14 protein-coding genes and 1 pseudogene are annotated in these 14,286 nt (G+C 37.3%); 13 read left to right on the forward strand and 2 right to left on the reverse strand.

Annotation, left to right across the window (positions count from 1 at the left end):
• From IE339_RS09830 to IE339_RS09845, 4 genes are all read left to right on the forward strand, one after another.
• Entirely contained in the window at positions 1 to 1,239 is a 1,239-nt protein-coding gene (locus tag IE339_RS09830; RefSeq protein WP_242175670.1) for an ABC transporter permease subunit, read from the forward strand.
• 1 nt (position 1,240) lies between these two features.
• Positions 1,241 to 1,927, forward strand: coding sequence for a hypothetical protein (locus IE339_RS09835; protein ID WP_242175671.1), 687 nt, complete (start codon positions 1,241 to 1,243; stop codon positions 1,925 to 1,927).
• A gap of 123 nt (positions 1,928 to 2,050) precedes the next feature.
• Positions 2,051 to 2,374 carry a hypothetical protein gene (locus IE339_RS09840; RefSeq protein ID WP_242175672.1) on the forward strand — a complete coding sequence of 108 codons (324 nt, stop codon included), beginning with the start codon at positions 2,051 to 2,053 and terminating at the stop codon, positions 2,372 to 2,374.
• A 245-nt stretch (positions 2,375 to 2,619) separates the two neighbouring features.
• Complete coding sequence (locus tag IE339_RS09845; protein ID WP_242175673.1) at positions 2,620 to 3,015, forward strand: hypothetical protein; 396 nt, start codon at positions 2,620 to 2,622, stop codon at positions 3,013 to 3,015.
• Between the two features lie 545 nt (positions 3,016 to 3,560).
• On the opposite strand, the pseudogene IE339_RS09850 reads toward IE339_RS09845, so the two are convergent.
• Positions 3,561 to 4,124: pseudogene (locus tag IE339_RS09850) on the reverse strand (class I SAM-dependent methyltransferase).
• A gap of 286 nt (positions 4,125 to 4,410) precedes the next feature.
• On the opposite strand from IE339_RS09850, the gene IE339_RS09855 reads away from it, so the two are divergent.
• From IE339_RS09855 to IE339_RS09880, 6 genes are all read left to right on the forward strand, one after another.
• On the forward strand, positions 4,411 to 5,091 hold the full coding sequence (locus tag IE339_RS09855; RefSeq protein ID WP_242175674.1) for a DUF7003 family protein: 681 nt from the start codon (positions 4,411 to 4,413) through the stop codon (positions 5,089 to 5,091).
• Between the two features lie 459 nt (positions 5,092 to 5,550).
• Entirely contained in the window at positions 5,551 to 6,045 is a 495-nt protein-coding gene (locus IE339_RS09860) for an RNA polymerase sigma factor (protein WP_242175675.1), read from the forward strand.
• Positions 6,042 to 6,713: a zf-HC2 domain-containing protein gene (locus IE339_RS09865; RefSeq protein WP_242175677.1), complete on the forward strand. Its 672-nt coding sequence runs from the start codon at positions 6,042 to 6,044 to the stop codon at positions 6,711 to 6,713. The genes IE339_RS09860 and IE339_RS09865 overlap by 4 nt, the downstream gene beginning before the upstream one ends.
• A gap of 291 nt (positions 6,714 to 7,004) precedes the next feature.
• Positions 7,005 to 7,559 (forward strand): hypothetical protein, encoded by a 555-nt coding sequence (locus IE339_RS09870; protein WP_242175679.1) that lies wholly within the window; start codon positions 7,005 to 7,007, stop codon positions 7,557 to 7,559.
• 262 nt (positions 7,560 to 7,821) lie between these two features.
• A complete protein-coding gene (locus IE339_RS09875; protein WP_242175681.1) occupies positions 7,822 to 7,986 on the forward strand; it encodes a YjcZ family sporulation protein in 165 nt (54 codons plus the stop codon).
• 455 nt (positions 7,987 to 8,441) lie between these two features.
• Positions 8,442 to 9,032 (forward strand): hypothetical protein, encoded by a 591-nt coding sequence (locus IE339_RS09880; RefSeq protein WP_242175682.1) that lies wholly within the window; start codon positions 8,442 to 8,444, stop codon positions 9,030 to 9,032.
• A gap of 41 nt (positions 9,033 to 9,073) precedes the next feature.
• Here IE339_RS09880 and IE339_RS09885 read toward each other — a convergent pair whose 3' ends face one another.
• Positions 9,074 to 9,346 carry a hypothetical protein gene (locus tag IE339_RS09885; protein ID WP_242175683.1) on the reverse strand — a complete coding sequence of 91 codons (273 nt, stop codon included), beginning with the start codon at positions 9,344 to 9,346 and terminating at the stop codon, positions 9,074 to 9,076.
• Positions 9,347 to 10,219: 873 nt separating this feature from the next.
• On the opposite strand from IE339_RS09885, the gene IE339_RS09890 reads away from it, so the two are divergent.
• From IE339_RS09890 to murJ, 3 genes are all read left to right on the forward strand, one after another.
• Positions 10,220 to 11,623: an MFS transporter gene (locus IE339_RS09890; protein WP_242175684.1), complete on the forward strand. Its 1,404-nt coding sequence runs from the start codon at positions 10,220 to 10,222 to the stop codon at positions 11,621 to 11,623.
• Between the two features lie 145 nt (positions 11,624 to 11,768).
• A complete protein-coding gene (locus IE339_RS09895) occupies positions 11,769 to 12,599 on the forward strand; it encodes an aldo/keto reductase (protein WP_242175685.1) in 831 nt (276 codons plus the stop codon).
• Positions 12,600 to 12,748: 149 nt separating this feature from the next.
• On the forward strand, positions 12,749 to 14,266 hold the full coding sequence (gene murJ, locus IE339_RS09900; RefSeq protein ID WP_242175686.1) for a murein biosynthesis integral membrane protein MurJ: 1,518 nt from the start codon (positions 12,749 to 12,751) through the stop codon (positions 14,264 to 14,266).
• Positions 14,267 to 14,286: the final 20 nt, after the last annotated feature.

The raw sequence follows: 14,286 nt of genomic DNA on the forward strand, positions 1-14,286 counted from the left end.
ATGAACATTACGTGGCTTGAAATGAAAAAAGCACTATGCTCACCGGTGATCCTTGGTTTATTAGGAATCTTCATTGTATTTAATATTTTTACCATTGTAAGCGGATCGTACCATAAGAGTGAGTTGGGAATAGTGAATGAGATTATCGAGAAATATGGACTTCATTTTAATGACTCAAGTCTAAAAACAATGCAGGAGGATTTAAATAGAGAGGTACGCACAGTTGATTCTGGGTTTCAAGAAGCGCCTGCTTTTTTACATGCGATGACAGCTGAAAAATACAACAAAGAATCAAAAAAGAAACAGCATGAAATTGACCGAATGGGTCTTATGCAAAGTTATATCAACATGGGAAAAGCACTGGATCAGCGTTATTCGGAGCTGAAAGTAAATGAATTAAAAGAACCGATCATCCAGAGCTTTCACCTGCATGGAACAGCAAAAGAGTTGGTGTCAAACGAGTATAAAAAATTAGGAACTCGTTTGGAGGAAATAAAGCACAACGAAGAATATAAGCAGTGGTTTTTTGCAGGGGCCTATCAAATGCATACTAAATTATTTCGCGATCTGTTGAAAAATATCGCGCTTGAAGGGATCATGCTTGTTGCACTGATGACCGCTCTAATTGCTAATTACGAGTTTGAACATCGATCTCACTTAGTAACGTACAGTACAAAAAGAGGTCGTCATATCGTATGGAATAAGCTTGTGGCTACATTATTAATGACTATTCTGCTATTAATCCCATTGTTCGCTGTCAGTTTACTAACTTTTTTTCACGTGTACGATTACTCCAGGTTATGGGGAGCTCAAATTAGCAGTGGTCTTAACTGGGAAAATAAGTGGCCGTACGTTACGTGGTGGCCGGTGGAATTTAAACAATATTTATGGCTCGCGATCGCAATTATTGTTATGGCGTTGCTTATCGTATCGATATTAACCTTTACAGTGAGCATATTTGTGCGAAACAGTTATATCACGTGGATTACGGTGACATTATTACTAACTACGATCTTCATTCTTCCGTCTTTTTTTATAAAAATACCAACCCTGTTCATTCTATTCAATTTTAATTTAACGTCCTTGTTGTTAAATCCCCATATGTACTTTTCAGGATCATCAACGATTGAACCAAGATTTGAACATCAGGAAATGATGACGCTCTTTATTTATCTTGCTATCGGTTTGTTTTGTGGTGCATTTGCAATCAGAAAGTTCTATAGAAAGGATATTGGTTAACATGCAACTATTTTGGATGGAAATGAAGAAAATTTTCTCGTGGAAAATGATGATCTTACTTGCGTTTGTTAATGTTGTCCTGTACTTTTTACTCTTTAACTTTCACATTGAACATTTTCCAAACGGTCGACCAGGAAGAGATGATTTTGCTATTGAACAGAAGTTTATACCTAAATACGGAGCGAATATTGATCGTAAAGAGTACGAAGATTTTGTGAAGGAATATAATCAAAAGGTACAGCAGGCGAATACGTATTTAAAGAATGATCCTCAAGCAGCTTATGCAGGAATTACATCCTATGAGAGCTTGAGACAATGGGATCACAATGACCAAAAGCAAAATAATTATAATGATCTCATATTTTTCAAGCGAAGTATAGATGAATTTTGGGAGCTTCAAGCGATAGAGGGGAATATTAATCAGTATAAAAATCGTATTGAAGGACTTAAAACTGAAATAAGATATTCAGCGAATGGACAAAAGAATCATTTTCAGAGGATGCTTTCAGAGAAGAAGTACTCATTTTATACAGATATGGTGTTGAGAAATTTTAACGAGGTAAAAACGATTTTAGCAAGCATTATATTTATTAGTGTAGCTATTTTCATTTCTCCACTATTTTTAAGAGATCGGTTAAAAGAGTTAGAGACGCTTCAATATAGCTCGAAAAAAGGGAGGAGAGTTTAGCGAACTAAGCTGCTTGCTGGTTTAGCAAGCACGGCGATTTTAACGACTCTATTGTTGTTCGTTTACCTCTCTATATACGCGACAAACCATACATCATCACACTTTCAGCTGCCTTTACATTCAATGAGCAGCTACTATTGGTACGATGTGACGTTTTGGGAGTACATTGTTTGGTCTGTACTCGCTATCTTCTTTTCTTCTTTATTGCTCGGTACGCTATCGATGGCTATTTCAACCGTTGTACCGAATACAATTGTATTAATAGGCATCCAAATCCTCACAACGTTTGTCATGATTGCAGGGGTTGCTTTCTTTTTGATTGGAGATACGTTTAGCATTTTTCATCCTATTTGGTTTGTCCCAACAGGATATGCTGTATTTTTTGTACTAGTAGTAGGTTTGATGATCGTTGTAGGGAAAAGAGAAGCGCGGCGTAATGTACTCTGATGGAGAAAAAAAGCTATCTAATGTATTAGGTTTTCGAGTGCAAAAACCTAATACGCATACAAATTAGCAGGGGGGGACAGAAGTTATGGTCGGTGTGTAAATACGCGTGCTAATTGCTATTCAGATTTGTATGTTGAAAAAGGCAAACAGATTTCTGGATATTTATGTTAAAATAACAGAAGAACCATACAGATGACGAAGGAATTTACATATGCCCAAAATCCATTAAAGGGGAGTAGTTGAAGTTGAAAAAAATATCTTTGCTCATCCTTCTATTTTTATTGTTAGCTGGATGCAGTTCTATCCAACATAATACAGACTTAGAAAAATCCATTAATTCTGTTATACGTGATAAAAGTGAGAGTGAGATAAACCTAAAAAAACTAACAACTTTTGAATGGGATAAAGCATACCTGATTACGCCATATAGCACACAAGAAGGTATCGAAAAACAGTTAGGCATAGATTTTAAAGACCCATCTAATATTAGGATGAGGGACGACATCTATCTGCTGGTTTTCCTTAACAAAGAAAAAGTGGTTCAATATGTGCAAATGGAACGTCAAGGAGCTGACTTTTTAATTGGTGAAAGGGCGTTTCTTACTCCATCAGAAGATGCAGTGACTATTCAGAGACATTAAATGGATTACCCTTGTTATTGTAATGGGTGCTAATCATTAAAGTAATACGATAAAAAAGCTCGTAGTCATAATGCTTCGAGCTTTTTTTCTAACGTCAATGCTAAAGTGTCTGCTAATTCAACTGCGAATTATCTTGTGAACAGCATTGTTGATTCCAATTTTGCACCTCAAAACCGAACCCGTTAGATGATATCTGAGCATTTTTGTCTGTTCGCTATTAACAAGTCGTTTCATTAGGTCAGTAAAATCCATGGAAATTGCACTTCACTCTGAAAGGTGAAAATGAATAATTTTTATAAAATAGGGGCGGAGAAATGCTGCTAAGTCAAAACAAAAATGGATTTAAAACTTTTGTTTGTATTATCCTTGTCTGCATACCGCTTATGAGTGAAACGTTTCTTGTAGAGTTACATCATCTAATTAGCTTACTTGAAGAATATAAAGACATAGCCGATTCTCTTTTATCTTATATGCAGCAAACTCTTTAGGATTTGTAAAAGCTTGCAAAAGAAAACAACCCCCTTAATCAAAGTTAGATAAGGGGGCTATTTTTTTTTCACCGCATCAACAATTAAAGACGGGAAAACTAATTGCTCACCTTGATTTCTCGGATCATATTTCTTGGAGCGAAGAATAACACCATCCGCACCATCCCAATCATTGTAATGAAAATTCCCGCTTTCATCACAGTATTAAAGAAGGTTAACATCGTAAACAGCATCTTCAAACATGCTTATTAACATTTGGTAATGATAAACAATTTTATGATTGGCCGCTGCGTGATCTTTTGGTCCAGGACCTCCAACTTGTACAATGTTCTGATACTCTTCATCTGGAAAATATGCATCGGGTACTGCACAACGAATATAGCCAAACGGTTTTAAGTAAGGAAAAATCATCTTAGCGGCCGTCACGCCTTCTTCATATGTAAGGTGTTCCCACACATGCTCTGCTAAAACAGCATGAATGGAGTTTTCTTCAAATCTACTATGCAACATACTTTTGTCTAATAAATTTAGATCTTCTTCCTGCGTATGTATCCAACCTGGATTATTATTGTATTCTCCAGCCCCAATTACAATTTTAATGTCATTTAACGTGTTGTTCATTCCAAAATGGCTCCTTTCAATTTGTACTCACTGCTGTTATTTCGACATATTGAGACTTTTTCCCTTTTACTATAAATATGATTGTCTACAACATTCTAAAAATCCTTTTATGGTATAATATGGGTTGTGATAAAAATAACGTACTTTGTACTATTTTGGTGTAAAGTTGCTTGGCAAGGATTCGGTCATCTAAATAGCGGTTTTTCCTAACGTCGAGTTAATCCACTATTTCTCTACGAACTATTACGATATTTACTACATCACGTTATTAAAGGAGAACATTAGTATGAAAGTAAGTGAAATTTTAACGAAGCTTGATCTTTATGCAGAAGATTATAATTTTCCGATTCTTGATAATATGAATTTTGATTTTGCACAGGGTAGACTGTCTGTTTTTCAATATCAGGACCAGTGGGCAATGATATTTGAGATCGTCGGTGTAGATCCGAATCTCAACATATCAAATGACCTCTTTGTTTATAGTAACACGAGCAACCCACAAGGATTAATCATAGGTTGCGACAATATCTTAACCTTACAGAATAACGCAGACATATTTGATGATGATGGGGATTTTTTAGTTTCTCCGTTCGACTTAAACTTAATAATTAACGAAAAAAGTGTTCATACTCAACCAACAGAAGAAGCATATACACAGCTTGGAATTAAAACAGAACCATTTACTACAACAAAGCTAGCACGCTATTTAAGCGCTACATACAAAGAGTATTTTTGGCTTGACGTTTCAATCTTGTTAAAAGAGGCCTCACTTAGCAATGAGTTTAAGCTCTTTTATCAAACTGACGAATGGCAACATACGGATGAAGAAAAACCAAGCGAAAATGAATTTTTTCAAAGCCTAGCAAAAGCAATTGAACTAAAGGACGCATCACTCATTCAACGAAATGAACCGAACACACACTGGTCTCGATGGACGTGGAGTGATTTTGAAAAACAGGGAGAATGACCAACTTGTAATCTGTACAGCTTTATTTTGATCGCGAGTAGGGAGGACATCAAGTCAGTGCATTCAAAAATCCCGATCTAAATGAACACAAGAAATTAGCGACGGCGGTCAAATTCGAACAATAAAGCGATTGTTTGCAACGTCATCGAATATACAATAAGAAGAACAGGGATGGAGGGAACGAAATGGAATGGGTGGCAATGAGCTTAGCTGTATTATCGTACATTTTTGTGGCTGATATGATGAAAAAAATAAGCAATTAGAAGCGAGAATTCAAGAATTGGAGAATAAAGTTCAGTAGTTATTTCTATGAAATAGCCAAAACCGGGGCATATTCAACAGAATATGCTCTATTTGCCTGTGGTAAAATCTTTCGTTCATGATTCTTACATAGAAAGATAAAAAAGAAACGATTTTTTGTAACGAAATGAAAGTGGCGAAGTTATATAGGTGAAGGGGGTGGAAGAGATCGACTTTGAAGAGGTTTACCAACAATATTTTCGAGAGGTTTATTTGTATGTTCGATCGTTATGTTTTGATGAACGAACAGCGGAGGAAATCACGCAAGAAGCCTTTTTCAAAGCGCTCAAGGCGATTAAGCAGTTTGATGGTTCAAAGGATATTCGGGCATGGCTGTTTACAATCGCTAAAAATACATATTTCTCTCATTATAAAGCAAACAAAAAGCAAGTCCCGGCAGAGGTAACGGAAGAATCCGCTACAGGAGTACAAATTGTTCATCACCTCTTGAATGAAGAGGATGCTTTTCGCGTTCATCAGTTCCTACACAAGATGAAGGAACCATATAAGGAGGTCTTTTCACTACGTACATTTGGTGAATTGTCGTTTGAAAAAGTAGGGCTTTTATTCGGAAAAAGCTCCGGTTGGGCAAGAGTCACGTATTACCGTGCAAGAAAACAAATTTTGGAATATATGGAGGAGATGGAATCGTGAACAAAATTAGTTGTCCTGTTATTAGAGATCTTTTGCCACTGTACGTTGATGAAGTCGTAAGCAAAGACACAAAGAATATGGTGGAAGCTCATCTTCAGCATTGTGAAGCATGTAGGCGAGAATATGACATGATGAAGCGAGATGTAGTCATTCCAACTGAAAATAAAGCTAGCATACTAAAAAAGATGAATAAAAAGTGGCGAAATAAAAAGTTTATGATTTCCTTTGCATCTGTTTTTGCAACGCTTGTTATTTTGTTTGGCGTCTTTGTTTATGTTACCTATCATGAGAAGGTTGTCCCATATTCGAAAGGTCTAATTGAAATTAATAAACAGGATGATAAAAAAATAACTTGGCTTTACCATGGGAAATCTTATTCAGGAGTTAATGAGATGTTGCCTGTTTCAATCGAGATTAATGGAGAGAAAAAGAATGTGAGTTTTATTTACTTCACAGAGACAATTGCAGAATCACCTAAAAGAGATCTTTTTAATATTGCAAAAGATGCTAAACAGAATTATAAGGGTACGTTTAGTGAGAGTGAAAAAATTGATGCCATCTATTATGTGAAATTTGATTGGGAAGAAAAGGATATGTCTAACAAATCGAGTGAATCTTTTTGGGAGTCCTTAGTCAAAAAAGGAACATTAATCTGGGAAAGAAAATAATTCATGTAACGGTTGTTACCATATCCACTTATTGATCACAAAAAGGTACGAAGGCGCTGCTGATATAAAATTAGCAGCGCTTTTACTCGTATCAACGACCATAGATTCTTTTAGAAAATGACGATGGTGGGGTAACACCACTCGTTATTTTTTTCTACCATATATGCAATCAGCAACTGTCGGAGTATAATTACAGCAAGGAATAAAATGGAATTTTATATTTTGAGAGGCGAGAGCAAACTTGGTTTGAGGTGTTCAACATCTTTATTTTATTCGAAAGGAAGAGTTGATATGGTAAAGTTCATTATCGTCCGAGCAGTGGTTCCATTCATCGTTTTGTTTTTCTTACTAGGCTATATGTATCCTTTTTCAAGTATTAGCGTTGCTAAATCCATTGCGTATGAGCCAGATCAGGTATTTGTTAAAGAGTATGTTCATTCTTTGAAGGATCTAGATAAGATCGGTACGTTTAAAGATGAAGACACGCGTCTAACGGTGAATATGCTGATAAAAGAGCTGCATACAAAGTGGGTGACAAGTGATTCATCACTAAACATGGGTAAAAGTGAATTAAACGCTCAAGTCATACAGCTCACGCACATTTATGATCAACTTCTCAAACTTCGAACAAAGCATGCGCAACATTATGATGAAAATACGAACGGTTTTTTGTTTCTTCTTATTGAGGATACGGATGAACTAAAAAACCAGCTAATGGACATTAGAGATACCGCATTTTCGAGTCGAAGCGACTTACAAAGGGCACTTGGTAATGCACATATGGGCTTTGCTCAGTACCTTAATCGAACAATCGCCTTTTACGAGTGCTATGATGCGATGAAGTGAGGATGCTTACATAATGGTCAGCTTCCGCATGTAAAAATATTTTTGCGATGATGGCGAAAGGTGAAAATTGTTTGGAAAACGTGATGCTTACCTATAAAAATGAAGGGTTTTCTGCTAACAGACATCATGTATTGTATGCTGAATCATAAAAAATGTTAGTAAGCCTTGAGATGAACCTTGAATTTCATACAAGTTCCTAGAAGCATTTTCCGTTTTGATACATATGCTGAATGTATCCTAGAAAAAGGCGGAGGTGAAAGATATGGGAGCACATGGTTGTGATGGAGGACACGGAGGTTACGGATTTGGCAGTGGCTTTGCTTTATTAATCGTCCTCTTCATTTTATTAGTCATTATCGGTAGCACTTGGTCCGGAGGTGGAGTAGGATACGGAGCTGGATGTGGCGGATATGGTTACGGTTGGTAAGTAAGAGGGTTTTAAACCCGATACGATAGTCAACCACTTCTAAAAAAGCTAGCAGCATGCTAGCTTTTTAAAATTGAATTTTGTTTCTCTCTAGTGAACGAAGGTGCGAGCAATTTTCAAACGTCTATTGTCAAACGTCTATTGTCAGTCTTTGAACAACCGTGGAAAAACATAATATGTACATGTATTGCGTCTAAATCACTTCAAATACACCTACTTTCTTCTATTAATAATAAGGTGAAATGTAATCGGTTTTATCCATTTATAGAGCTCAGTCGTTACGGAATAATCGGCTTATTTGATATGGTATGTCGCGAATGGGTGAACATTTGCAGTTTTTACATAAAAATCAGCAACACTTTCAAACAAAAGTCGTAGAAAAACCTCCTTCTAATGGAGGTTTTTTGTCTTTGTAAGTTCTTGAGATAATAGGAAAAAAGAGGGGATGAGGATCGGTGTTGTTTCATTATCATTTTTGGACTCCTTATGTGGAAGAAACGGAAAAATTTTATGAGTCGCTCGGGTTTTCAGTCGTGCAGCGAATTGGTCGCATAGAAGGGACTTTTCAAATGTTTGATCCACCGTCGCAATGGAAGGATTTTCGAAATCATGCGATTCAGTTTCGAATTATTGAAATGCGTAAGGACAAGATAAACATTACGTTTGGATACGGAAAACGTGTCTTATTCGATCATATCGGATTCCTTGTCTCACAAGAAGAACATGATCACATTGTGGTTAAAGCCAACAATCTTCATTGGAAATCTGAAATTGATGAACGACGAACCTTTATTCAAACGCCATATCGTTTTCGGATAGAGCTACAGACGCGCCAGGAAATGATTGAAGGTGGCAGCTGTTCACTTCAAGGCATTACGATTACCTCGAGCGAAGGAGACTTGAAAACGTCACTATCCTCATTACTCGGAGAACTCTCAACAACTATTGAGCAAGCTTCCGGTGAAAAAATCATGTTAACTCACGCGCGTATGACAGGGGTAAAAGCAAGCGTAGATCCAAACGGGGTAATTATTCGTCCATCATAAACGAAAAAGGAGACATCTGTAGCTAGATGCCTCTTTTTTCGTTATTTTTTATATTTAACCGTGTTCCACATGACTTTTTTCGTTGTAAGCGTACGTGTGCATTTTTTGTTGCTGTTGTATTTCGTAATCAATTGAACAATTGTCCCTTGTGTTTTACCTGTCACTGCAGACGTTGGATGATGGAACATGTAGACACAGTCTTTCGTACGAAAATGTCCTCCAAGACGATCTGTACCACCGCTATGTGCCGATGCATCCCCCATATTGGCAAATAATAAAATGGATACCGCTAACGTTCCAACTAGCTTTTTCATTTTTTTCCCTTCCCCCTATAAATCAAATCTTCTTTGATTATAAATAGAAAAATATGGGTTTACAACATGAAAATAGGGAAAAAGTTTCTGCTACTGAGAAAAAAGAGGATTTCCGGCTCTCAAATAGGGTAAATAGAGACTAAAGACCTAGTAAAAAAGATCTTTTTGTTTAACTAGTAAAAGGTCTTTATCCATTTTCAAGTCGGGAGAAGAGTACTGGAAATAACAGCTAGTTTCAACCACATCAGCCGCTGGGTAATGTAAGCAGGGGCATGCATATTTTCCCCTATTATAACAACAATAACGAATAGAGAAGCGAACAAAATGAAGTTATTAGTTGGTCCATTTTCTAGTAGGATTTACTTTTTGAAAAAAGGAGGAATGAAACAGAAAAATACAATTAGTAACTCACCTTTTTCTTCATCCTGACTACGTTTATTTTTAACAAGTAAGACAGCGTTATAACAAAAAATGACCGTCTCTTTTCGAAAGAATGACAAACAACTTAAAAAAATTTTTCTTTTACCTTCTTTGAAGAAAAGGTCGTTTTAAATATTCAGACTATATGTGTTCTAATAGAGAAGTTTTCGAAGTGAGATATGTCTAACTAACTATACGACGATCATTGTCATAGCAGTACCCATAGCGATTTTTTTCATCTGCTGATGACTGTTTACTTTCAGTAACCTTGTCAATGATTTTTCTTTAAAAAATTCAAGGGAAAAAATGAAGAGTCAGGATAACATTGGTTAACACACCGAAATTCTTCTTGCTTTTCGGTTTGACTTTACCACTCAGTCTTGTATAATCGTATACCGTGACCGTCGGGACGGGATTGAAACATTATAAATTGAGAGGAGATGACGTGATACATTGAAGTTCAACCAGAAAAAAATCAACGTTGTAGACATTAATAAAACAAAAAAGAGCGTCTTTGCGACAGGTGTCGGAAACGCAATGGAATGGTTTGACTTTGGTCTCTATTCCTATCTAGCCGTTATTATCAGTCATAATTTTTTCAGTGCTGTTGAGAACGAGCAACTTCAACTACTATTTACATTTGCAACATTCGCAATTGCCTTCTTAATGCGTCCACTAGGAGGTATTATCTTTGGTAAAATTGGAGACAAAAAAGGCCGGAAAACAGTTTTAACCGTTACAATTATTTTAATGGCATTTTCTACACTTTTAATTGGATTGTTGCCTACATACGATCAAATAGGTATTTGGGCACCGATTTTACTATTAGTCGCTCGTATCATTCAAGGCTTCTCAACTGGCGGAGAATATGCAGGAGCAATGGTTTATATTGCAGAGTCTTCACCAGATAAAAAGCGAAACTTGTTAGGAAGCGGATTAGAAATTGGTACCCTTGTTGGTTATATTATCGCTTCACTGCTTGCAAGTATTTTATTTACGGTTCTTTCAGATGACCAAATGGCATCTTGGGGCTGGAGAATACCATTCCTACTTGGATTGCCACTAGGATTAATTGGTTTCTACCTACGAAGCAGCTTAGAAGAAACGCCTATCTTTGAGAATGAGCTTGCTCATGCAGAAGAAGGAGACGAAGAAGGTTTTGGATCAATCTTAAAAAATCACACGAAAGATATCATCGTTTGTTTTGTTGCCGTAGCGTTCTTTAACATTACAAACTACATGCTCCTTTCGTACATGCCTTCTTATTTAACAGAAATTATCGGTGTATCAAGCACAGTAGGAACAGTATTAATCACAGTTGTTATGATTATCATGGTTCCACTTGCTCTTATGTTTGGTAGACTTAGTGATAAAATTGGGAACAAAAAAGTATTCCTTATTGGTTTAGGTGGCTTAACGCTATTATCAGTCTTAGCGTTCTACTTCATCAACTTAAAATCACTTGCATTTGTTTCTTTAGGTATCTTCATCTTAGGTGTACTTCTTGCAACTTATGAAGGAACAATGCCTGGATCACTACCAACAATGTTCTTTACGGATATTCGTTATCGTACGTTATCAGTAACATTCAACGTTTCAGTATCAGTCTTTGGCGGAACAACGCCGCTAGTTGCAACATGGTTAGTAAAAGCAACAGGTAACCACTATGCACCAGCTTATTATTTAACAGCGGTCAGCATCATTGGTTTCCTAGTGATTCTGTTCTTATTTAAGAGCACGTCAGGAAAATCACTCAAAGGTTCTTATCCAACCGTTGAGTCTAAGTCTGAATACAATAACGCAGTTGAAAATCCAAAAGATTCATTATGGTGGCACGCAGAGCAACCAGAAAAATAAGCTTTTCGAAAAGGGCGAGACAATGATGTCTCGTCCTTTTTCTTCTATTATATATGTGTTCATCCGAGAGCGTATCTTTCGTTCTTTTTCAATTTTAGGCGTATACTAAAAGCAGAAGAAACTAGACGCACAAGGAGATGGTGTTATGACAAGCAAGCATCTACAGGATTATACAATTTTACATAACGGTGTACATATGCCATGGTTTGGTTTAGGGGTTTATAAGGTAGAAGAGGGGCAAACTGCGGTTGATGCAGTGAGGATGGCGATTCAACATGGTTATCGAAGCATTGACACAGCCTCCTTTTATAAAAATGAAGAAAGCGTTGGAAAGGGTATTCGTGAAAGCGGTATACCGAGAGAAGAGTTATTCATCACAACAAAGGTGTGGAATACGGAGCAGGGATATGAGGAAACGCTCTCTGCTTTTGACCAAAGCTTAACTAAGCTAGGTCTTGATTACATCGATCTTTATTTAATTCATTGGCCAGTGAAAGACACGTTCAAAGAAACGTGGCGAGCGCTTGAAAAGCTCTACAAAGATGAAAAAGTGCGCGCAATCGGTGTAAGTAACTTCAATATAAATCACCTCGAACGTTTGCTTGAGGATGCAAAAGTAAAGCCGATGGTCAATCAGGTCGAGTATCATCCGTTACTATCACAAGAGGAGCTTCATCAGTATTGCAAGGAGAACGGTATTCAGCTTGAAGCATGGTCACCGCTTATGCGAGGACAGCTGCTCGAGAACCCGGTACTAGTAGACATCGCAAATAAATATAGCAAATCCACTGCTCAAGTTGTGCTACGGTGGGATCTTCAAAATGGCGTTGTAACCATCCCAAAATCAACGAAGGAGACGCGCATTATCGAAAATGCGTCGATTTTCGATTTTCAGTTAACAGATGACGAAATGAAGCGTATTTCAAATTTAAATGAAAACAAACGCTCTGGAACAGATCCAGCAACGTTTGATTAAGCAGAAAATCCCTTCGCACGATGTGAAGGGATTTTCCATGTAACAGTCTTCCTCACAGTAGAATTTTCACATTTTAATTGCCTGCACCGCTTTACTTCCTTATAATAAGACAGGTACGTTCGATAAAATATTACGTAAAAGGTGTAGGTATGAAAAAATTTAAAGCAACGGCCATTTGGTCCATTCTTCTCGCTTTAGTGCTAAAAGTGTCAGGTCTTGCTCGAGAATCCATCGTTGCAAAAGAGTTTGGAGCATCAGCAGATACGACCGCTTATTACTTGGCGTTCTCATTTATTACATTAGCAACCGCAATGTTCTCTACCGGTTTTAACAATGTGTTTTTACCGATGTATGTACAAAGACGAAAGCAGGGAGAAGACGTATCAGATCGAAATGCAAATAGTCTTTTAAACATTACGATTGTCATCTTCGGTGTAATCAGTGTTCTAGGCTGGTTGTATGCAAAATGGTTTGTGCCAATTATTTTTCCTGGCATGTCAAAAACCGTTGAACCAGTCGCTGTACACGTGACGCAAATTTTCTTTATCTTTATGATTCCGATTGTGCTAAGCGTCCTGTTGGATTCCTATTTGCAGTCACGTCGCATTTTCGTTCCGTCGCAGTCTTCTAAATTAATTGCAACCTTTATGGCGATCGTATTTGCAATTTTATTCAGCCATACGTGGGGAATTGATGCTGTTGCATACGGTTTTGTAATCGGAACATTGATTGGTGTTGTAATTCAATTCCTTTATCTCGTAAAATCCGATTACAAATGGAAGCTAGAGTTTAATATGGATAAGGAGTTTAAAAAAGCGTTTGTTTTACTACTAATTCCATCGCTTCTAAACTCTGCAGTTGGACAAGTAAACTTTTTAGTGAACAAGTCGTTTGCAGCAGGTACGTTTGATGCAGCTGTTACGTACTTAAATAACGCATCCATGATCGTAAGTATTCCAACGGCTATTTATTCGACCACCATTGTGGCGATGATCTTTACACTGATGTCTGAGCAAACGCAGGACAAAAAAGCATTTGGTGATACGTTCTATCGTGGTATGGAAATGTCAACGGTCGCGCTATTACCGATTTCAATTGGACTTATCCTAGCGGGGGATTCCGTTATTTCTTTTATCTACGAGCGCGGAAAGTTTACAGCAGAAAATACGCACGGTACGTATATGGCACTCATTTGGTATACGCCAACAATCTTCTTCCAAGGAATGCAGCTGATTTTATCAAAATCAATGTATGCCAAAGGAAAAACATCAACCGTATTCCGAATCAGCGTCACAACGATTGTGCTGAACTTAGTACTGAACTGGCTGCTTGTTGATCGCTTCGGATATCTCGCATTAGCATTTGCAGCTTCCGCAGTATCCGTCTACTTCTTTGTCGTTTCAATGATTGTTGTGTACAAAGATTTAGGAAAAGACGAATTCAAGCGATTCATGCGCATGATGCCTAAGGTTCTCATTCCTGGTGCAATCATGGGGCTAGCCGTCGCAGCCGTTAAATATCTGCTTCCGATCGGCAACTTATATTCACTTATTCAACTATGTATCCTTGGCCTAGTTGGCGTAATCGTCTACGCGGTCGCACTAAAACTTATTAATCCAACGGCGTTTCATCGTTTGGTTGGATTATCGAAGAGAAGAAAGAAGTAAAAATGATCTACAAGATGACT

This window comes from Priestia koreensis, from assembly GCF_022646885.1.
Lineage (GTDB): Bacteria > Bacillota > Bacilli > Bacillales > Bacillaceae_H > Bacillus_AG > Bacillus_AG koreensis_A.